The 19,937-nt window shown below is 71.0% G+C and carries 22 protein-coding genes; 8 read left to right on the top strand and 14 right to left on the bottom strand.

The features are described from left to right. Nucleotides 1-113 precede the first annotated feature (113 nt). The 5 genes from OG254_RS27070 to OG254_RS27050 all read right to left on the bottom strand — a co-directional run bounded on the left by OG254_RS27070 (nt 114) and on the right by OG254_RS27050 (nt 6,435). Nucleotides 114-1,517, bottom strand: a complete 1,404-nt coding sequence (locus tag OG254_RS27070; RefSeq protein WP_405586525.1) for a M20/M25/M40 family metallo-hydrolase — start codon at nt 1,515-1,517, stop codon at nt 114-116. An 89-nt stretch (nt 1,518-1,606) separates the two neighbouring features. Further along, nucleotides 1,607-3,163, bottom strand: a complete 1,557-nt coding sequence (locus OG254_RS27065; protein WP_405586522.1) for a substrate-binding domain-containing protein — start codon at nt 3,161-3,163, stop codon at nt 1,607-1,609. Between the two features lie 162 nt (nt 3,164-3,325). Then, on the bottom strand, nt 3,326-5,266 hold the full coding sequence (locus OG254_RS27060) for a protein kinase domain-containing protein (protein ID WP_405586519.1): 1,941 nt from the start codon (nt 5,264-5,266) through the stop codon (nt 3,326-3,328). A 78-nt stretch (nt 5,267-5,344) separates the two neighbouring features. Continuing rightward, nucleotides 5,345-5,803, bottom strand: a complete 459-nt coding sequence (locus OG254_RS27055; RefSeq protein WP_405586516.1) for a MarR family winged helix-turn-helix transcriptional regulator — start codon at nt 5,801-5,803, stop codon at nt 5,345-5,347. Beyond that, the gene (locus OG254_RS27050) at nt 5,800-6,435 is read right to left on the bottom strand and encodes a type 1 glutamine amidotransferase family protein (protein WP_405586513.1); all 636 of its coding nucleotides are present in this window, start codon (nt 6,433-6,435) and stop codon (nt 5,800-5,802) included. The genes OG254_RS27055 and OG254_RS27050 overlap by 4 nt, the downstream gene beginning before the upstream one ends. A 171-nt stretch (nt 6,436-6,606) precedes the next feature. Here OG254_RS27050 and OG254_RS27045 point away from each other — a divergent pair, with 171 nt between their 5' ends. From OG254_RS27045 to OG254_RS27030, 4 genes are all read left to right on the top strand, one after another. Next, a complete protein-coding gene (locus OG254_RS27045) occupies nt 6,607-7,962 on the top strand; it encodes an aspartate aminotransferase family protein (RefSeq protein WP_405586510.1) in 1,356 nt (451 codons plus the stop codon). Between the two features lie 217 nt (nt 7,963-8,179). Further along, nucleotides 8,180-8,881, top strand: a complete 702-nt coding sequence (locus tag OG254_RS27040; protein WP_405586507.1) for a GntR family transcriptional regulator — start codon at nt 8,180-8,182, stop codon at nt 8,879-8,881. Further along, a complete protein-coding gene (locus OG254_RS27035) occupies nt 8,878-11,337 on the top strand; it encodes a dolichyl-phosphate beta-glucosyltransferase (protein ID WP_405586504.1) in 2,460 nt (819 codons plus the stop codon). Before OG254_RS27040 ends, OG254_RS27035 begins: the two co-directional genes overlap by 4 nt. A 109-nt stretch (nt 11,338-11,446) precedes the next feature. Continuing rightward, nucleotides 11,447-12,097 (top strand): hypothetical protein, encoded by a 651-nt coding sequence (locus tag OG254_RS27030; protein WP_405586502.1) that lies wholly within the window; start codon nt 11,447-11,449, stop codon nt 12,095-12,097. Between the two features lie 3 nt (nt 12,098-12,100). On the opposite strand, the gene OG254_RS27025 is transcribed toward OG254_RS27030, so the two are convergent. The 5 genes from OG254_RS27025 to OG254_RS27005 form a co-directional block, all read right to left on the bottom strand. After that, entirely contained in the window at nt 12,101-12,397 is a 297-nt protein-coding gene (locus OG254_RS27025) for a hypothetical protein (RefSeq protein ID WP_405586499.1), read from the bottom strand. Between the two features lie 135 nt (nt 12,398-12,532). Beyond that, nucleotides 12,533-12,976 (bottom strand): hypothetical protein, encoded by a 444-nt coding sequence (locus tag OG254_RS27020; protein WP_405586496.1) that lies wholly within the window; start codon nt 12,974-12,976, stop codon nt 12,533-12,535. Then, complete coding sequence (locus OG254_RS27015) at nt 12,973-13,239, bottom strand: hypothetical protein (RefSeq protein WP_261989235.1); 267 nt, start codon at nt 13,237-13,239, stop codon at nt 12,973-12,975. Before OG254_RS27015 ends, OG254_RS27020 begins: the two co-directional genes overlap by 4 nt. 50 nt (nt 13,240-13,289) lie before the next feature. After that, nucleotides 13,290-13,898 (bottom strand): hypothetical protein, encoded by a 609-nt coding sequence (locus OG254_RS27010; protein ID WP_405586492.1) that lies wholly within the window; start codon nt 13,896-13,898, stop codon nt 13,290-13,292. 228 nt (nt 13,899-14,126) lie between these two features. Continuing rightward, nucleotides 14,127-14,522 (bottom strand): hypothetical protein, encoded by a 396-nt coding sequence (locus tag OG254_RS27005; protein WP_405586490.1) that lies wholly within the window; start codon nt 14,520-14,522, stop codon nt 14,127-14,129. Nucleotides 14,523-14,638: 116 nt separating this feature from the next. Here OG254_RS27005 and OG254_RS27000 point away from each other — a divergent pair, with 116 nt between their 5' ends. Together OG254_RS27000 and OG254_RS26995 are read left to right on the top strand one after the other, a co-directional pair. Then, nucleotides 14,639-15,484, top strand: coding sequence for a helix-turn-helix transcriptional regulator (locus OG254_RS27000; RefSeq protein ID WP_405586487.1), 846 nt, complete (start codon nt 14,639-14,641; stop codon nt 15,482-15,484). Beyond that, nucleotides 15,481-15,732, top strand: a complete 252-nt coding sequence (locus tag OG254_RS26995) for a DUF397 domain-containing protein (RefSeq protein ID WP_405586485.1) — start codon at nt 15,481-15,483, stop codon at nt 15,730-15,732. The genes OG254_RS27000 and OG254_RS26995 overlap by 4 nt, the downstream gene beginning before the upstream one ends. Nucleotides 15,733-15,783: 51 nt before the next feature. Here the strand turns inward: OG254_RS26995 and OG254_RS26990 are convergent, their stop codons facing one another. After that, the gene (locus OG254_RS26990; RefSeq protein ID WP_405586483.1) at nt 15,784-16,362 is read right to left on the bottom strand and encodes a TetR/AcrR family transcriptional regulator; all 579 of its coding nucleotides are present in this window, start codon (nt 16,360-16,362) and stop codon (nt 15,784-15,786) included. Between the two features lie 91 nt (nt 16,363-16,453). Here OG254_RS26990 and OG254_RS26985 point away from each other — a divergent pair, with 91 nt between their 5' ends. Beyond that, on the top strand, nt 16,454-16,900 hold the full coding sequence (locus tag OG254_RS26985; protein WP_405586480.1) for an anthrone oxygenase family protein: 447 nt from the start codon (nt 16,454-16,456) through the stop codon (nt 16,898-16,900). Between the two features lie 75 nt (nt 16,901-16,975). On the opposite strand, the gene OG254_RS26980 is transcribed toward OG254_RS26985, so the two are convergent. After that, on the bottom strand, nt 16,976-18,259 hold the full coding sequence (locus OG254_RS26980) for an adenylosuccinate synthase (protein ID WP_351190733.1): 1,284 nt from the start codon (nt 18,257-18,259) through the stop codon (nt 16,976-16,978). Nucleotides 18,260-18,454: 195 nt separating this feature from the next. Between OG254_RS26980 and OG254_RS26975 the strand changes: the two genes are divergently transcribed. Beyond that, nucleotides 18,455-19,312, top strand: coding sequence for a diacylglycerol kinase family protein (locus OG254_RS26975; protein ID WP_405586477.1), 858 nt, complete (start codon nt 18,455-18,457; stop codon nt 19,310-19,312). On the opposite strand, the gene OG254_RS26970 is transcribed toward OG254_RS26975, so the two are convergent. Beyond that, the gene (locus tag OG254_RS26970; RefSeq protein ID WP_405595210.1) at nt 19,219-19,413 is read right to left on the bottom strand and encodes a pentapeptide repeat-containing protein; all 195 of its coding nucleotides are present in this window, start codon (nt 19,411-19,413) and stop codon (nt 19,219-19,221) included. The two genes, OG254_RS26975 and OG254_RS26970, sit on opposite strands and share 94 nt — an antisense overlap. Continuing rightward, a complete protein-coding gene (locus tag OG254_RS26965) occupies nt 19,410-19,907 on the bottom strand; it encodes a MarR family transcriptional regulator (RefSeq protein WP_351190729.1) in 498 nt (165 codons plus the stop codon). Before OG254_RS26965 ends, OG254_RS26970 begins: the two co-directional genes overlap by 4 nt. Nucleotides 19,908-19,937 lie beyond the last annotated feature (30 nt).

Here is a 19,937-nt window from a genome sequence, read left to right as displayed (position 1 = left end):
CCGAATGGTCTACACCGGCCAAGTCCCTGCGATGGCAGCCGACTGAACGTCACCTGTCATGTGCCGCACGATTGCCGCACGATTTCCGAGGTCCGGCTACGGCACGGGACCGCTCACGCCTGCGGGGCCGGGAACGCCACGGGGCTGCGCAGGCCGGTCGCGTCGACCGCCCGCACCCCGAAGAACACGTTGTCCTTGGACAGGTCCACCTCGTGTGTCGTGACGTCGCCCACCGGCAGGACGTGGGTCCACTCCGGGGCGGTCGTCTCGCGCCAGACGACCTCGTAGCCGGCGAGGTCCGGTTCGGCGCCCCTCGCCCAGGTCAGGCGGGTGGAGTTGGTGAGGGCGCTGGTGATGATCCTGGCGGACTTCGGGGTGCCGGGGGCCTGGGCCAGGGTCCACAGGGCCGCCGCGTTCACCTTGGCCACCCTCGCCGTGTACGCGAAGTCGCAGAACTCCGGCAGGTCGCCGTACTGCTTGCCGGTGTCGTCGACGCGGACGTCCTGGTGCTGGTGGGCGTAGTCCTCGGCCGGCTCGGTGAAGCGGGCGGCCGGGTAGCCGCGTTCCAGGAAGGGGATGTGGTCGCCGCCCCGGAGGTAGCGGTCCCGGCGGTAGATCACCCGGACCCGCATGCCGGTCGCGTCGTTGTCGGCCACGTCCCGGACGAAGCGGGCCAGTTGGCGGGTCGCCGAGTCGTTCTCGCCGCCCACCGAGCGGCGCAGCGCCGCCTGTTCGGGGGTCTCGGAGGAAGGGACGCCTTCGGCGAACAGGCGGATCGTGTACGGATCGCGGGCGCCGTCGTCCGCCGTCGCGCTGCCGACGATGTCGTTGGTGAACATGGCCTGGACGTCCGCGCCCGCCGCCTTCAGCGTCTGCGCCATGTGCCCCGCCCCGTACAGGCCCTGCTCCTCCCCCGCCACCGCCGCGAACACGATCGTCGCGGCCGGCCGGCGCCTCGCCATCACCCGGGCCAGCTCCAGGACGACGGCCACCCCGGACGCGTCGTCGTCGGCGCCCGGCGCGTCGGAGGTCGCGTCCATGACGTCCGTGACGCGGGAGTCGTAGTGCCCGGACACGACGTAGATGCGCTCCGGCGTCACCGAACCCCGCAGCGTCGCGACGATGTTGGTGATCTTCGTGGGGGTTGGGATCCGCGGTGCCGGCTGCTGCACGTACGACTGGAGTTCCACCGTCATCCGGCCCGCGGAGGCTGTCGCGTAGGAGCTCAGTTCGGCGAGGAGCCAGTCCCTGGCCGCGCCGATGCCCCGGTTCGGGTCGTCCTGGACGGAGAGGGTGTGGCGGGTGCCGAAGGAGACGAGTTTGCGGACCGTGGCCTCGATGCGGGCGGGGTCGATCTCCTTCAGGAGGGTGCGCAGTTCGCGGGTGGGGCGCTGGGCGGTGGCCGGAGGGCGGGTCGCCGGCGCGGGCGCCGCCTCGGCCGTACCGGTCGTCGTCAGCGCCGCCGCGCTCACCGCCGTGGCCGTCAACACCGTTCTCCTGGTGGGGCTGCGACGCATGTGTCCTCCCGGGGCTGCCGATGCCGGCCGACCCTGGTCATGGTTGTGGACATGGCAACCAACGGCAAGGGTGCCTCAGCCGCACAACTTCAGCGGCACAACGTCAGCCCCACCGGCGTCCCGCACGGCAGATGCCCCTGCGTACGGATCACCTGCCGGCTGCTCTCCTTGTCGAGGTAGGCGAGGAACCCGGCGGTGAGGGAGTCGTTCGGGGCGATGCCGTAGGTGTAGGCGTACTCGATGTCGCGGTACGGATAGGCGCTGTCGCCGCGCTCGATCTCGTCCACGTCGGCGCGGTCGCCGTCCAGCGGCACCGTCGTCACGCCCTTGTGCTTGGCGGCGACACTCAGCTCGCTGTACCCGATCGCGCCGGGCTGCTCGGCGATCTTGTCCAACACGTCCCCGGTACTGGCGAGTTCGCACCGCGTCACCACGGTGGCGGCACCCTTCGGCGGCCGGCAGTCCAGTGACGTGCTCTGCGTCTGCTCCCATCCGCCGAGCACCCGGTCCTGGAACACCTGCCGCGTCCCCGAGGTGTCACTGCGGCTGACCAGGACGATCGGCAGGTCGGCGACGGCCTTGGCGGCCCCCGGGATCACCTCGCCCCACCGCTTGTACCTGCCTTTGTAGATGTCCCGCACCTGCTGCACGGACAGCCCGTCCGGACCGAGGTCGATCCCGTCGTTGACGGCGAGGGTGAAGACGGACAGCGCCACCTTCTTCCCCTTCAGGCCGAGGCGGTCGCCCAGCGGGCCGTCGGAGAACGCGATGACCGACCGTGCCCTGTTCTTCGACCGGTCGGCCAGCGCGGCGAGTTCGGCCACACCCGACTCGCTCCCGCGGGTCTGGACGTCGATCTCCGCACCCGCGCACTTGCCCTCGTAACTCTTCGCCAGCGTCGAGATCACGGGCTCGAAGGCCGTCGAGCCGATCACCGTCAACTCGCCCTGCTCGCACTCGATCGGATTGCCGTCACGGAAGACGACGATGCCCGCCAGCGCCAGGACGGACAGGGTGAGCAGCCCGGTGAAGATCCGGGCCTGCAGGCTGAACACCGGCGCCGTGTCGTCCGGTGTGGCACTGCGGTTGGGGTGCACCTCGCCGTTGCGGATGCCGCCGCGCAGCCGGATGTCACTGCCCACGTCACCGCCGGACAGCAGCACCAGCAGCTTGAAGTAGTCGCCGGGGTTGAGCGGGACGCGCGGGATGCGCAGCCGGTTGCCCTCGTAGCCGAAGCCCCGCTCCTCGGTGAAGTGGTCCATCAGGTGGTCGATGTCGGTCGGCTGGGTGACCGAGACGCCCCGGATGGTGCGGTCCGTGAACACCGCGGTGAGGCCGCGGGGGCCGGGGTCCGTGTAGTCGTCACGGTCGATGGTCTGCGAGCCGTCGTTCTCGACGCGCAGCAGCACCAGGGTCGCGTCGTCCATGTCCGCGTCGAAGAGGCCGAGCCGCACTCCCCCAGAGGGGGGACCCCCAGCCCGGCCCGAACGCACGCCGTAGCCTATGGGGTTGTCCATCTGGACGCGGTAGCCGATCCGCTTCCTGCGCGGCACGCGCCGCTCGTACCAGACCATGACGCCCGACGCGACGACACCCAGCACCGCTGTGCCGACGGCCACGACGTTCTCTGCGCTCAGCCACTCCACTGTGGTGCCCCCGCAACTCACCAGAGCCGTAGTGTGGGGTCACCGTACGTCCGTTCGGGGCCTGCGGCGGCGCTCGGGCGGGGAAGTTCGCCGGACGTTCAACTGCCTCACGGGAAACGGCACTTCACCCGCGCCCGCGCACCCAGCAGCGGCCCTGCCGGGTCACTGCTTGGTGTACGTCAGCTTCTCCCCGGTGCCGGTGGTCACCCGCTCCAGGCTGCCGTCCGGCAGCAGCGAGATCTCGGTGGCCTTGCCCGGCGAACAGGTGGGCGGCGCGCCGGCCGTCACCGTGGACGGGCCGATCCTCAACGGGCCGTCGCCGCCCGGCGCCGCGGAGAGGTCCGCCGCGAACTCGCAGTGGTAGGTGCCGTTGCCTGCGGGCCCGTCGGCGACGAGGGACAGGACCGGGTCGCCCACCTCGCCCTGCCGGATGGTCAGCGTGCGGGTGTTCTGACCGGTGGCGTTGTCGATGGTGGCCGTCCAGGTGCCGAGGTAGCGCGTCGGGATCACGCCGTCCTCGGGTGCCGGGGGCGTCGGGGACGGGGACGGGGTGGAAGCCGTCGGGTCATCGGTGGCGGAGTCGGTCGCGGTGGCCGTGGCGGTCGGACCGCCGCCGGTCGTGTCGTCACCGTCGCCGTTCATGAGGGCGTACACCGAACCGCCGGCGCCGAGCGCGACGACCACCGCGACCAGGACGAGCGCCACCGTGGAACGGCCGCTGCGCCGGGGCGGTTCGGGCGGCGGCGCGGGGAGGTACGGCAGGGGCGGCTGGTAGGGCGGGGTGGCCCCGTACGGCGGGGTGGAGCCGTTCGACGGGTTCGGGCCGTACGGAGGATTCGGACCGTAGGAAGGGTTCGGGCCGTACGGCCCGTACGCCTGCGGGTAGCCGTACGCCGGCTGCTGCGGGTGCTGCTGCGGATAGCCGTACGCCGGGTGGGCCGGGGTGCCGCCGGGGGCGGCGGCGTCTCCGAAGGAGCCGGCGGGGGGCGCGGCGGGGCCCGGCGGCGGGGTCGGGCCGCTCCGGGGCGCGGCCATGGTGGGGAGCTGGTCCGGCGGCGTCGGGGCGTGCTCGGGGGAGGCCGTGGGGGTCGGGTCGGCGGGGCCCGGCACACCGGGATCCGCGGGGCTCTCCCCCGCCGGGTCGCCGTCGTGGGCCGGGGTCTGCGCTCCCGCTCCGCCGACCGGGTCCTCCGCGTCCAGCAGGCGCACCGCGTGCCGCCCGAGCTGTGCCACCAGCGCGCTCGGCAGCCAGGGATCCCGGGAGCGCCCGCCCGAGACGGTGTCCTCGGCGCCCGTGCGCTCCAGGATCCGGTCGAGGGTCGGCCGGGCTCCGGGGTCCTTGCGCAGACAGTCCCGCACCAGCTCGGCGATGCCCTCGGGCACGCCCTCCAGGTCGGGCTCCTCCTGGGCGATGCGGAACATCACGGCGTGCGCGCCGCTGTCGAGGGACCCGAAGGGCAGATTGCCGGTGGCGGCGTAGGCGAGCACCGAGCCCAGGCAGAACACGTCGCAGGCGGGCGTGATCCGCAGGTCACCGCGGACCTGCTCGGGCGCCATGAACCCCGGCGACCCGATGAGCGCGCCGGTGCGGGTGAGCCCGCTCTCGCCCACCGACTCCAGCGCGCGGGCGATCCCGAAGTCGATGACGCGGGGCCCGTCGATGGTGACCAGGACGTTGGACGGTTTCAGATCCCGGTGCACGATCCCGGCGGCGTGGATGTCCTTCAGCGCGTGCGCCAGCCCCGCCGCCAGGATCCGTACCGAACGCTCGGGCAGCGCCCCGTGATCGCGCCCGACCACCTGCTGGAGGCTGGGTCCGGCGACATACCCGGTGGCGACCCAGGGCACCTCGGCCTCGGTGTCCGCGTCGAGCACCGGCGCGGTCCAGAACCCGCCGACCTGCCGCGCGGCCTGCACCTCCTGCCGGAACCGGGCCCGGAACTCCTCCTGCGCGGCCAGCTCCCGCCGTACGAGCTTCACGGCGACGGTACGGCCGCGCTCCGACCGGGCCAGATAGACGTCCCCCATGCCGCCCGCGCCCAGCCGCGCCAGCAGCCGGTACACCCCGATCCGCTGTGGATCCCCGGGCCCCAGCTTCTCCATCGCACGCCCCCAACCCGCCCCCGCCAATGCGTCGGCCCCACGATAGTGCGGCATATGGGGAGGTGAGCGGGCCGGTGTCTACGGTTCCGTAACAGGACCGGCGATCTGGTCGAGCACCTTCGACAACCGTTCCAGAACCCTTACGGCATCGACGAGTTCCGCCTCCCCGAAAGCCTCCGCCAGCCGGTCCGCGAATTCCGCGTGGCCGGGGTCGATCCGGGAGATCGCCGCCCGCCCCTCCTCGGTGGGCGCGAGGAGCTTGGCGCGGCGGTGGGCCGGGTTGGGCCGGTACTCCGCGAGCCCCTTGTCCACCAGCAGATCGGCGATGCGCTGCACGCTCTGCCGGGTGATGCCCATGGCGCGGGCGACACCGGCGACGGGCAGGGGTTCGCCGAGCACCGCGCCCAGCACCTGCCACCAGGCCGCCGTCAGCCCGGACGGCCGGGCCAGTTCCTCGGCGACCCCGAGGAACTGGCCGTTGAGCCGGAAGACACCCAGCGCGCTGCGGCTGAGCAGATCCTGACGTTCCCGGCTCACAGCACGCCGGCCTTCTCCAGCACGGCGTACGCGGTGGGGTCGGAGTCGTGGAACAGGCGGTACCAGGCGTCGACGGCCTCGTCGTCGTACACGTGCAGCAGCCGCAGGATCTCCCGCGCGAAGGCGACGGGTTCGGTGGGTCCGGCCGTGACGAGCCCGCCGTCGGTGACGGCGTCGGCCTCGACGTACCGCTCGCCGCCGCCGTACCCGGTCGCGGCCAGGTAGAAGGAGACCGCGCTGGTGTGGTCCCGGCCGTCGAGCAGACCTTCGCGCGCCGCACCGGCCGTCGCCCCGCAGATCGCGGCGACGGGCACGCCGGCGTCGAGGAACTCCCGCGCCTTGCGGGCGAAGGGGGCGAGTTCGTCGCCCGCGTCCCAGAGGTCGGCGCCCGGGAGGATCAGCAGGGAGGCGTCGGCCGGCCGTACGTCGTCCAGGGCCAGGTCGGGCTGGATGCGCAGTCCGCCGACGGTCGTGACGGGCTCGCGGGTCGGGCCGACGGTGCGGATCTCGTACCCGGCCCGGGCCAGCTGGGCGGTGGCGTGGCCGGGCTCCCAGTCGGCGAGGGTGTCGTAGACGGCGAGATACACGGGCCTGCGGGGCTCGTGGGTGGTGGTGCCGGTGCTGTCGCTCATGGCTCCTCCTGGAGACTTCGTCACCTCTAAGATGACAGCATCCTGCCACTTGGACAGCAAGCTGTCAACCATTGGGACCGCGGCAGCCGTCGACAACCTGTCGCGGAAACCCCCGGACCGCAGACAGGACGCCGATATCCCGTCCGGGGCGCCGATCCCTACGCTCGGCGCATGACCCCTCAGCCAAATCCCGAGGTCGGCGCCGCCGTGAAGGCCGCGGACCGTGCGCATGTGTTCCACTCCTGGTCCGCACAGGAGCTCATCGACCCGCTCGCCGTCGCCGGTGCGGAGGGGTCGTACTTCTGGGACTACGACGGCAAGCGGTACCTCGACTTCACCAGCGGGCTCGTCTACACCAACATCGGCTACCAGCACCCGAAGGTCGTCGCCGCGATCCAGGAGCAGGCCGCGCGGATGACGACCTTCGCGCCGGCGTTCGCGATCGAGGCCCGCTCGGAGGCGGCCCGGCTGATCGCCGAGCGGACGCCGGGCGACCTCGACAAGATCTTCTTCACCAACGGCGGCGCGGACGCGGTGGAGCACGCCGTGCGCATGGCCCGGCTGCACACGGGCCGCGCGAAGGTGCTCTCGGCGTACCGCTCGTACCACGGCGGCACCCAGCAGGCCGTGAACATCACCGGCGACCCGCGCCGCTGGGCCTCCGACAGCGCCGCGGCGGGCGTGGTCCACTTCTGGGCGCCCTTCCTCTACCGCTCCCGCTTCTACGCCGAGACCGAGGAGCAGGAGTGCGCCCGGGCGCTGGAGCACCTGGAGACGACGATCGCCTTCGAGGGGCCGGCGACGATCGCCGCGATCGTTCTGGAGACGGTCCCGGGGACGGCCGGAATCATGATCCCGCCGCCCGGATACCTGGCCGGCGTCCGTGAGCTCTGCGACAAGTACGGGATCGTCTTCATCCTGGACGAGGTCATGGCGGGGTTCGGGCGGACCGGTGAGTGGTTCGCGGCGGACCTCTTCGACGTGACCCCTGACCTGATGACCTTCGCCAAGGGCGTGAACTCCGGCTATGTACCGCTGGGCGGGGTGGCCATCTCCGGGGCCATCGCCGAGACCTTCGCCAAGCGCCCCTACCCCGGCGGCCTGACCTACTCCGGCCACCCGCTGGCCTGCGCGGCCGCCGTCGCGACGATCAACGTCATGGCGGAGGAGGGCGTCGTCGACAACGCCGCCCGGCTGGGCGCGGACGTGGTGGGACCGGCGCTGCGCGATCTGGCGGAGCGGCACCGTTGCGTCGGCGAGGTGCGGGGCGTGGGCATGTTCTGGGCCCTCGAACTGGTGAAGAACCGCGAGACCCGCGAACCGCTGGTCCCCTACAACGCGGCCGGCGAGGCGAACGCCCCGATGGCGGCGTTCGGCGCCGCCGCGAAGGCCGGGGGCCTGTGGCCGTTCATGAACATGAACCGCACCCATGTCGTACCGCCGTGCAACGTGACCGAGGCGGAGCTGAAGGAGGGACTGGCGGCGCTGGACACGGCGCTGGGAGTGGCAGACGAGTACGCCGACTAGTTTTCAGCCCGTCCGGCGCTTGAGGACGAGGCCCTTCGGGCCGAAAGCGGGGGTCCGGGGGCGCAGCCCCCGGGGGACGGGATGCGTAGGGGCGGCGGGGCGAAAGAAGAACCTGGTCGCCACAGAAACGTCCCCAGAACCCGAACGCGTAAGGTGGCGTGCTCGTAGACATATACGTGCACGCCACCTCATCGCGACGACGGGAGACGCCCCGACCATGCCCGGCACCGGCGGCAACGGCTCCGTGACGCGAAGTACCCTGCGCCAGCAGATCGCGGACGCACTCCGGGACGAGGTACTGGCCGGGCGACTCCAGGCCGGCCGCGAGTTCACCGTCAAGGAGATCGCCGAGCAGTACGGCGTCTCCGCGACCCCCGTACGCGAGGCACTCGTCGACCTCTCCGCACAGGGCCTGCTGGAGGCCGACCAGCACCGCGGCTTCCGCGTCCACGAGTACTCGGTCGAGGACTACCGCGGCATCGTCGAGGCCCGCGGCCTGGTCACGAACGGCATGTTCCAGGTCCTGGCCACCGACCGCTCCAGCCACCGCGACCCCGACAACCCGCGCGTCGCCGCCGCCGTCGCCGGGGTACGCCGCCGCGCCGAGGAGGCCCAGCGCGCCGCCACCGCCGGCGACCTCACCGTCCTCATCGGCTACGACCTGCGCTTCTGGCGCGAGCTCGGCGCCCTCTTCGGCAACCCCTACCTCGCCGACTTCCTGCACCGGCTGCGCGTGCAGTCCTGGGTCTGCGCGGTCCAGCACCTGCGCCGCCTGGACGATCTGCGCGGCCACCTGTGGTCCCGGCACACCGACCTGGTCGACGCCCTGATGCAGCGCGACCTGCCCACCGCCCGCCAGATCATTGCCGCCCACGACAAGGACTCGGTGGCCCTGATCGAGCGACTGGCGGCCGAGTGAGCCAAGAGCGGGAGGCGACGAAAACCCCCGCCCCGCCCGAGGTCCCCGACCTCTCCGTCGTCATCCCCGCCTACAACGAACAGCACCGGCTGGCCCCCACCCTCGACGCGCTCACCAACTACCTGTCCGCCGACGAAGCCCGCTGGGGCTCCTGGGAGATCGTCGTCTCCGACGACGGTTCCACCGACGCCACCGCCGATCTCGTCACCGCCCGCCAGGACCCCCGGATCCAGCTGGTCCCCGGCCCCCGCAACCGCGGCAAGGGCCACGCCCTGCGCCTCGGTGTCGCCGCCTCCCGCGGGCGCCGTGTGCTGGTCACCGACGCCGACCTGGCCACGCCGATCGAGGAGCTGGAACGGCTCGACAAGGCGCTCGGCGAGGGCAACTGCGCGGCGATCGGCTCCCGTTCGGCCCCCGGCGCCTCGATCGGCGCCCGCCAGCACCGGGTACGCGAACTCCTGGGCCGCGCGGGCAACGTACTCATCCGCCGTACCGCCCTGCCCGGCATCCACGACACCCAGTGCGGCTTCAAGCTCTTCGACGGCGACCCCGCCCGCGAGGCCTACGCCGCCTCCCGCGTCAACGGCTGGGGCATAGACGTCGAGGTGTTAAGGCACCTGCGCCGGGCCGGCCTGACCGTCGCCGAGGTCCCCGTCCGCTGGTCCCACCAGCCCGGCTCGAAGGTCGGCCCCGCCGACTACGCCCGCTCCCTCACCGAGATCGTCCGGATCGCCGCCCGCTCCCTGCGCCCCGCCGACGTCTTCGCCGCCCTGCTCTTCCTGCTGATGTCGGTGGCCCTGTACTCGGGCCGTTTCTTCGCCCCGGCCCACCGCTATCTCCCCGACTCGATGCGCGACCAGAACCAGTGGGAGTGGTTCTTCGCGGTCACGGCCGACAACGTCGCCCACTTCCGAAGCCCCCTCTTCACCGACCTCCAGGGCTTCCCCGACGGCGTGAACCTCATGGCCAACACGGTCATGCTCGGCCTGTCCGTCCCCCTCACGCCCCTCACCCTGGCCGCCGGCCCCGCGGTCACCCTCAGCCTGGTCATGACGCTGGGCCTCGCCGCGACCGCGGCCGCCTGGTACTGGCTGATCGTCAAGTACGTCGTACGCGGCCGGATCGCGGCCTTCCTCGGCGCGTCCCTGGCCGCCTTCGCCCCGCCGATGGTCAGCCACGCCCACGCGCACCCGAACTTCGTGGTGCTGTTCATGATCCCGCTGATCATCGACCGCGCCCTGCGTCTGTGCACGGGCACCCGGGTCGTACGGGACGGGATCGTCCTGGGCCTGATGGCGGCCTACCAGGTCTTCCTCGGCGAGGAGCCGTTGCTCCTTGCGGCGCTGGGCATGCTGCTGTTCGCCGCCGCCTACGCCGTCGTACGCCCGGATGCGGCACGGGACTCCTGGCGGCCGCTGCTCCGGGGCATCCTCATCGGCGCCTCGGTCTGCCTGCCGATCGTGGTGTATCCGCTCGTCTGGCAGTTCGCCGGGCCGCAGAGCTACACGGACATCGAGCACAACCCCCGCTCCTTCAACAGCCCCCTCGCCCTGCTCTCCTTCGCCGAGCGCTCCTGGCTCGCGGGCGACGCGCAGACGGCGAACGCGCTGGCCTTCAACACCACCGAACAGAACGCCTTCTACGGCTGGCCGCTGGTCCTGCTCGCCTTCGCGATCGTCGTACGGCTGTGGGCGCGGGCCCAGGTCAAGGCGCTGGCGTTCACGGCGGTGGCCGCCGCCTTCCTGTCCCTGGGGCGGGAGCTGCGCATCCCGCTCACCGGCGTCACCCTGCCCGGCCCCTGGAAACTCCTCGCCGACAGGCCGTTGTTCGAGGCGGTCATCGAGAGCCGGGTCGCGATGATCTGCGCGCCCGCGCTGGGCATGCTGCTCGCCGTCGCCGTGGACCGCCTGCTGACGGCCCGCCCCCTGGGGACGCGCTGTGCCGGCCTGTTGGGTATCGCTCTCGCGTTGCTCCCCCTGGTCCCGGCCCCGCTCAGGGCCGTCGACCGGATCGACGTGCCCGCCTTCATCGCGGACGGCACCTGGACGTCGTACGTCCGCGAGGGCGAGTCACTCGTGCCGGTGCCGTTGCCCGACCCCGGCGACGCGGAGGCGCTGCACTGGCAGACCGAGGCCGGGCTCGCCTTCAGACTGCCCGGCGGCTACTTCAACGGCCCCTACGGCGCCGAACGCGTCGGCATCTACGGCGCCGAGCCCCGCTTCACCTCCAACCTGCTGCGTGACGTGCGCAACTCGGGGGACGTCCCGCCGGTCAACGACTCGTGGCGGGAGCAGGCCCGGGCGGACCTGGCGTACTGGAGGGCGGGCGCACTCGTGCTCGCTCCGCAGCCGAACGCCGACGCGCTGCGTGAGACCGTGGAGAAGCTGGTGGGCGGCCCCGGCAGGTGGGTCGACGGCGTGTGGGTATGGGACCTGCACCAGCGGGGACCTGCATGAGGGGGTCCGCCGCCGAGCCGCAGCGATTACCCTTCCCTGACCACTGTGCTACGCCTGAGCCACGCCCCGCGACCGCCCTGTGACGACTTGCTGTGTGAGGAGCCCTCTTTTGGCCTGTGACCTGTGGCTGGTACCGCTCGTCGATGTGTTGTGCCACACCCCCGACAACCCGTTCGCCGAGGAACTCGCGGAATACAACAAGGTGCTCGCCGGGGCCGGGCTGCCACCGGTGCCGGTGTACCAGTACATGCCGGGCCTGTCCGGAGACGTCGCCCCGGTCGCCGGCTTCGACTACGACGCCCTGCACTTCCTGCGCCGCGCGTATCTGCTCCAGGTCTGCGGGCTCGCGGTCACCCCGGTCGACGAACTGGGCGGTGACTACGAGCAGCTCCTGGAGATGTTCGATTCGACGGCCCAGCAGTCGCACCTGGTCTGGCACTACGACCACGCGGGCGCCTACGTCCCCGTGGACTTCCCGAGCCCGCTCGCCAGCGACGAACTCCTCGCGGGCGGCGGCCCGCTGGGCTCCGCACAGGCGCTCCTGCGCGAGCTGGAGTTCGTGGCCCCGGTGATCGGCATCGACCCGGCCAACCCGCCGACGGCTCCCCAACCCCCGCTCACGCCCACGGCCCTGGAGGAACCGGCCGTCCCCGCCCCCTACGACCCGAGCCCCTTCGCCCGCGAACGGCACGTGTGGCTGGGCCTGCACGCGGCGGCGACCCGGAGCCTGGCGCAGGGTTCGATGATCGTCTTCAGCTGACCGTCAGCCGGCCTGCAGCTGGGACAGCCCCTTCTGCAGGTCCTCCGTGTTCATCACCGGCGAGTAGTCCACCTCGGCTCCGAGCTTCTCGAAGAGCGGCTCGGTGAGCGGCGGCATCTGGGCGGAGTCCTGCATGTCGAAGACCAGGAACATCGTGCGGACCCCGCCGGCGGCCGTGAAGTAGGTCGCCTCGGGCTTGAACGCTCCGACGATCTCCTGCATCAGCTTCGGCATCGTTCCGCTGCTGATGATTTCGTTTGCCTTGTCGGTGTCGAAATGAGCCTGAAGCAGCACACGCATGACGCACCTTCTTCTGTCGCAGCTGAGTGGTACGGCTTCACGCTATGAGCGCCACGCACACTTCGCCCGCTCAGTACGCCATCGGGGGCGGACCGGAGGAGAGGGGCACCTGGCCGGTGCCCCCTTCGCGGCTCGTCAGTTCTGCTCGACGATGCGGATCGTGCGGATGCCCGTGCCCCGATAGCGGGTCGGCGTCCTGGTCAGGACTGGACGTCCGCGCGGCCACTCGACGGTGGGCAGCGCGAGGTGCAGCACCTGCGCGCCGCTCCAGTCCGGCTCGTCCTTGCCCTCGTCGTTGATACCGGCCGTCCGCAGGCGCTTGCCCACGGAGGCAGCGGCCGGGAAGTCGAGCGCCTCGACATTGACGGACGGCAGGGCGCCCAGGTGCTCGGCGACTCCGGCCCGCTCGCGCTCGGCGGCGGCGAGGCTGAGTGCCGGGATGTAGACCCGCAGGGCGGGGTCCTTCTCGGCCTCGACGACCAGCCGCGAGGCCATGCTGTTCCCCGCGCCGAGGGCGAGCGCGGCCGTGTCGTCGAAGATGACGGCGCGCGGCAGCGGGTACTGCTTCTCCTGCGTCACTGGACCTCTCCGATCCGCCCGGCCTCGAGGTCGGCCCACAGCTTCTCGCCGGCCCGCTCGTCCTCCTCGGTGTACGGCCGCCCCAGGAAGTGCTCCTCGACGTACGCCTTGGTCTCCTCGTACCGCTTCCGCAGCTCTTCCTTGGTGGGCGTGGCCCCGGCCAGCTCCGCCACGAAGTCCCGCATGCTCATCCCGCGCTCGCGGGCCAGCTCCTGCAGGCGGTCGCGGACAGCGGGGTCGACTTTGATCGTGGTGTCAGCCATGAGGAGAGTATACCGACGGTATACCACCTCGGGCCGCTCCAGTACGACGGTCATCGAACGCTCCATTTCTCTCGGAGGAACCGCCAGGCGAGACCGCCCGGCTTACGGAAATCAACCTCAACTGCCGTGACAGGAGCGGCAGTTGACACCACCGGGCGACACGCCCCACCCCGCAACCGAGCCTCGACATGGCCGTACGCCGACCGCACCCACCGCGGCCCGTCCCACGTCACCGCCGCCCGCACCTCGGCACTGCTCGCCCCCCGCAGCCACCACTCCTCCACCAGCGGCGCAAGCCGCAGCGCCTCGGCGGCGTCGAGCGTGAGGCGCCGGTCGAAGTCCCCGAACGAGAGCAACAGACGCGCGGCTACGGCGGTCAGGGCGCCCCTCGACGCACGCCGGTCCGGCATTTTTTCGGTTTCACCCGTTCGTGGCACGGCTTCGTACGGGGCGTCGAACACCTCGTAAAAGACGGAGAGTTGGCCCGCGACTCCCGCCGTCCCGCCCTCGCGCACCACCCGCCGCAGATACCGCCGTTCCTCCAGTTCACGCAGGGCGGCGGCGATCCGCGACCGCCCCTCCACGCGCTCCACGGCAAGCGCGCGAAGGGTGACGCGGGCGTGGTTCGGGAGGGCCAGCAAGTACGTCAGTACGCTCACCGCGCACCAGGAGATGCTCCGGTCGCGGAGAAGGGCGGCAGACAGGCCTGAAAAGACGCGCGCAGGCGTCGTACGATGAGTACGCATTGGGAGGGTTGAGCTCCTGATGTCGAGCCCCCGAGTGTTGGCGCACTGCGGGGGCATTTCGTTCTTGGCGTGACTCTAAGGCCACGCAGAGCGACGATTGCAAGTCGAAACCGTCTTTTCCCAGGCGGAAGTTCGCGTTCTTCACTCCTGCGAGTGAAGTGCGGTGCACAGCAGCAGCGCGTGGACGAGGCGGTCGGCGGCCGTGGGGCGGTAGCGCCAACTCAAAGGCCAGGTCAGACCGTTGAGGGCGGGCACCGGGATGTACGAGACGTGGCCCGGACCGGCGATGAAGCGGGTGACTCCGTCGGGCCATGCGCGGTGGGACGTACTGCCGACGGGCACGAGGAAGTAGACCCCGCGGCGTCCCGTCGCCGTCTCGACGATCGGCCCCGGATCACCGCCGGTCATCCGCGCGAGCCAGTCGGCGACGTCCCGCCCCTCCTCGCCGTCGACTCTGATCGCGTCGAACTGGACGCCCGCCTTGCGGAGTTGAACGCCGGTCGCGGGGATCCAACTCAGGTCACATTGCGTATTCACGGGGTCAGTTTGCGGGTGCGGGGCTAGCTTGATCCATGACTCTGCGTTGTCGGTTGAACACGGTTGAGCACCGACGTCCGTGAGTTGTGACCGGTTGAGTTCGGTTGAGTTCGGAGGTGACCGCGATGGCGCGGGCGGAGAACAAGACGGAGGCGGGCGGTACGGCCCATATGGTCGCCGCCCTGGCCAAAGCGTTGCGGGAGCAACAGGGGCTGACACAGCCGCAGTTGGGCGAGAAGCTCGGTTACACGGCAGCGGCGGTCAGCGCGATGGAGACGTGTGCGCAGCCGGCGAGCGATCAGATGCTGGTGAAGTTGGAGGCGGCGATCGGGGGCGGGTTGGGGGTCTTCGAGAAGGCCCGCAAGTGGATACTGCTGGAGAAATACCCGGCTCGCTTCCGGGGGTTCTCGGAGCTGGAGGCGGGGGCGGTCACGATCTGTTCGTACGAGACTCTCGTGGTGGATGGCCTGTTCCAGACCGAGGATTACGCGCGGGCGTTGATCGGCGGCGGCTATCCACCTCTATCCGATCCGAAGCGCGAGGAACTGGTCGAGGCGCGGTTGGCCCGCCGGGCACTCTTCGACCGGAATCCTGCCCCGCTCATCGAGCTGATCCTCGAAGAGAGCGTGCTGCGGAGGCCGTTCGGAAGCTGGGAGATTCTGCGCGGCCAACTACTCTCGCTCGCCGACGACGCCCAGCGAGACAATGTCTGTGTGCAGGTGCTGCCCCTGGAGCGTGGGCTGCGCGGAACGTACGCAGGCGCCCGCGGCCCCATGCACCTCGTTGAGACCGAGGACCACCAGCATGTGATCTACCTGGAGGTGGAGGACCAGGGCATCCTGGTCAGCGATCCGGCCGAGGTATCCCCACTGTCTCAGCGCTATGCGAGGATCCGTTCACAGGCCCTGAGTCCGGACGAATCACTGGCCTTCATCGAGCAGTTGGCAGGAGAGAAGCGATGACCGGCACCGGAACCCTTCGCTGGTTCAAGTCAAGCTACAGCGACAGTAGCGGCGGAGCCTGCGTCGAAGTCGCCTACGCCTGGCGCAAGTCCTCGTACAGCGATGACGGCGGCGGGGCCTGCCTCGAAGTCGCCCCCTGCCCCCACACCCCCACCACCACCATCCACATCCGCGACTCCAAAAACCCCGACGGCCCAAACCTCACCGTCTCCGGCAAGGCCTGGACCGCCTTCATCTCACGGGCCTAGGCGCCGCCGCAGGGCCCGAGGACCTCGGCCGCGTCCCGCCGGGACTGCGTCTCAGACCATGGCAAGCCGGTCCACCAGCAACTCCACCCTCCGCTCGGCGTCCCCTGTGGGCAGCCGTCCCGACCGGGTCAGGGTCGCCAGCCCGTGCAGGGCCGCCCAGAACGTCTCGGTGAACAGTCCCGGGTCGACGCCGTCCCCGGCGACCTCGGCGAGAGTCTCCAGCAGGGCGGCGAAGCCGTCCTTCAGTGGCTCCGGGGTGTCCTCCTTCGCGAAGGCCAGGCCGCCGTCGAGTTGGAACATGGCGTCGTAGACCGCCGGGTTGCGTTCGGCGAAGTCGAGGTAGGCGCGGGCGAGGGCGGTGACCCGGGCGCGCGGGCCGTCCGCGGCGGAGGCCCCGGCCCGCAGCGCCACGGCCATCTCGGCGGCGCCCTCCAGGGCGACGGCGCCGATGATCTCGCGCTTGCCGCGGAAGTGGCTGTAGAGGACGGGCTGGCTGTACTCGATGCGCTCGGCGAGCCGGCGGGTGGTGACCGCGTCCCAGCCCTGCTGCTCGGCGAGTTCGCGGGCCGTCGCCACGATGAGGCGCTCACGGACCGCCCGTTCGCGTTCCTTGCGTTCCTGTACCGACATGATTCGATCCTAGCACCGCTAGACAATCGAGCGGCAGCAGTACTAGCGTTGCATCATCACCTAGCGACGCTAGATTTCAGGAGGGGTCATCATGCTCAACGCACTTGAGATCGTCACCACCGTGATCGTCGGCCTGATGGTGGGGGTGGAGTTCTCCGTCGCCTTCGTCATCAACCCGATCCTCAACGCCCTCCCCGACGACAGCAACCAAGCCGGCCGAAGCCACGGCGGCCGGATGCTCGGCGCCGTCATGCCGGTCTGGTACATCGGCTCGCTCGCCCTCGTCGCGGTCTGGGCCATCGCCGGACGGCACCACGACGGCGCCGGACTCGTCGTCACCGCCGGCGCGCTGCTGATCCTCAGCGTGGTCATGTCGCTCCTGCTGCTCGTCCCGATCAACAACCGGGGCAAGACATGGACCCCCGAGAACCGGCCCGACGACTGGAAGGAGCAGATGAACCGCTGGGACCGCTTCCACTACGTCCGCGTCGCCGTCATCATCGCCGCCTTCACCCTGCTGGTCGCCGCCCTCGCCTGAACACAAAGAACTGCGCCGCGCCCGGAAGCCGGACGCGGCGCAGCTGCTTTTCGAGTGGAGCGGAACCAGGGATTCTCAGAGGAACGAGTTGATCTCGATCGTCTCGTCCCGGCCCGGACCCACGCCGATCGCGGAGATCGGGGCGCCGGACATCTCCTCCAGCGCCTTGACGTAGTTCTGGGCGTTCTTCGGCAGGTCGGAGAACGACTTGGCCGACGTGATGTCCTCGGACCAGCCCGGGAGGGTCTCGTAGACCGGCTTCGCGTGGTGGAAGTCGGACTGCGAGTAGGGGAGTTCCTCCACGCGCTTGCCGTCGATCTCGTACGCCACGCAGACCGGGATCTGCTCCCAGCCGGTGAGGACGTCGAGCTTGGTGAGGAAGAAGTCGGTGAGGCCGTTCACGCGGGTCGCGTAGCGGGCGATCACCGCGTCGAACCAGCCGCAGCGACGGTCACGGCCGGTCGTCACGCCCCGCTCGCCGCCGATGCGGCGCAGCGCCTCGCCGTCCTCGTCGAACAGCTCCGTCGGGAACGGGCCGGCGCCGACACGGGTCGTGTACGCCTTGAGGATGCCGATGACGCGGCTGATCTTCGTCGGGCCGACGCCCGCACCCGTGCAGGCGCCGCCCGCGGTGGGGTTGGACGACGTGACGAAGGGATACGTGCCGTGGTCGATGTCGAGGAGCGTGCCCTGGCCGCCCTCGAAGAGGACCACCTTGTCGTCCTCCAGCGCCTTGTTGAGGACCAGGACCGTGTCGGCGACGAACGGCTTGATCTTCTCGGCGTAGCCCAGCAGCTCCTCGACGACCTGCTCGACGGCGATCGCGCGCCGGTTGTAGAGCTTGGTGAGGACCTGGTTCTTGACGTCGAGGGCGGCTTCGACCTTCTGCGTCAGGATCGACTCGTCGTAGAGGTCCTGGACCCGGATGCCCACGCGGTTGATCTTGTCGGCGTAGGTCGGGCCGATGCCGCGCCCGGTCGTGCCGATCTTCCGCTTGCCGAGGAAGCGTTCCGTCACCTTGTCCACCGTCACGTTGTACGGCGTGATGATGTGCGCGTTTCCGCTGAGGAGGAGCTTGGACGTGTCGACGCCACGCTCGTTCAGACCGCTCAGCTCGGAGAGCAGGACCGACGGGTCGACGACGACGCCGTTGCCGATGACCGGGGTGCATCCCGGCGAGAGGATGCCGGAGGGAAGAAGGTGGAGGGCGTACTTCTGGTCGCCGACGACGACCGTGTGGCCGGCGTTGTTGCCGCCCTGATAGCGGACCACGTAGTCGACGGAGCCGCCGAGCAGGTCGGTGGCCTTCCCTTTACCCTCGTCACCCCACTGAGCACCGAGCAGCACAAGTGCGGGCACGCGCGTACACCCCTTCCGGGCGGGGCATGTCCAAGGTCAGGGGCGCACGCGTAAGGTTCCGCCGCGTGCACCACCACGGACCGCGACCGTCATTGGCCGCGAGCCGTCGGACCGGATGGCCCCGGAATAGACGAAGCCCCTGGCGCAATAGCGCAAGGGGCTCTTGCACAAAGATGCTACCCGAGGAAGCGAGGCATGGCCGAGGTGGCGACTTTCGCGATGTCCGATCAGCTGCTGGTGGTGATCGATCCGATCGCCTTGAGGACCGACGGCGAGTCCGTCAGGATCGCGAAAGACGTGCTCAGCGCGGGTGCGGCGACGAAAGTGTGCCTGCCGGAGGACCCGGACGAGTTCGCCCGCGCGTTGGCGAAGCGCGGGTCGCGCCGGCCGGTGGTCGTCGGCGACGACGGGGCGCTGCTGCGCACGGTGGCGCTGCTGCACCGGCAGCGGCAGCTGGCCGAATGCGTGCTGTCGGTGGTGCCGGTCGGGGGTGCGCTGTCGCTGGCCGGTTCCCTGGGGGTGCCAACGGGGGCGGTCGCGGCGGCGCGGGCGGTGCTGGACGGGGCGGAGCGGCGGCTGGATCTGCTCGTGGACGACAGCGACGGCGTGGTGCTGGGCGGGCTGCGCATCCCCCCGATACGGGAGCCCGCCGCATCGGCCGATGCGGCGGGGCCGGCTGCTGGGCGGCCGCCGTGGCTGCGGACGTGCCAGTCGCTCGTACGGACGCTGGTGCCACCGCGGGGCCCGTCCCCGGCCGGCACGTCCGGGCCGTCGCGGCTGCGCGTCGAGGTCGACGGGGCGACGCTGGTGGACCTCGACCAGCCGGTGGCGGCGGTGTCGGTGACACCGGGCATCGCGGGCCTGGCCGAGGTGGAGGTGCGACCGGCCTCGGTGGGCGCGGAGGCGTCCCCGCTGCGGGCCGAGGGCCGGACGGTGACCGTGTCGGGGGCGCACTTCCGCTATCGCGCGGACGAGGCGGTCTCCGGGCCGGTGCGCCGGCGGACCTGGACGGTGGGCGAAGGCGCGCTGCGGCTGGTGCTGCCGGGGCGGTGAGCCTCGGAAGGGCCGGCCCGGGTCAGGTCTGCCCGGGTCAGGTCTGCCCGGATCAGGTCTGCCCGGATCAGGTCTGCCCGGATCAGGTCTGCCGGGGTCAGGTCTGCCCGAAGGTCTTCTCGCGGTGCGCCCGCCAGCGTTCCATCATGGCCGCGATCTCACCGTCGATGAACTCGAAGAAGGCGAGCGTCTCGGCCAGGCGGCGGCCGGCGGGGGTGTCGGCGCCAAGGCTCGTGACACCCTCGCGCAGGGCCGACTCCCACCGTTTGAGGACGGCTTCGCGGTTGGTGAGGGCTTCGTACCACTGGTCGCCGTGCACCCGGTAGCGCTCCCGACGCGATCCGGGCTCCCGCTCGCGGGACACCATGTGGGTCTGGGCGAGGTAGCGCACGGCGCCGGAGACGGCCGCGGGGCTGATGCGCAGCTGCTCGCTCAGCTCGGCGGAGGTCAGCACACCCTTGTCGGAGGCGAGCAGCGCGGCGAAGACCCGAGCGGCCATGCGCTGCATCCCGGCCTCCACCAGCTGCGCCGCGAAGGACTCCACGAACTGCGACACGCTCTCCGCGTCCCGGCCGGCCCCGATTGTCTCCGTCATCGGTCCATCCTATCGGGCCTTCATACGCTT

This window comes from Streptomyces sp. NBC_01092, assembly GCF_045039535.1.
GTDB lineage: Bacteria > Actinomycetota > Actinomycetes > Streptomycetales > Streptomycetaceae > Streptomyces.
This window is presented reverse-complemented; position numbering and strand designations above follow the sequence as displayed.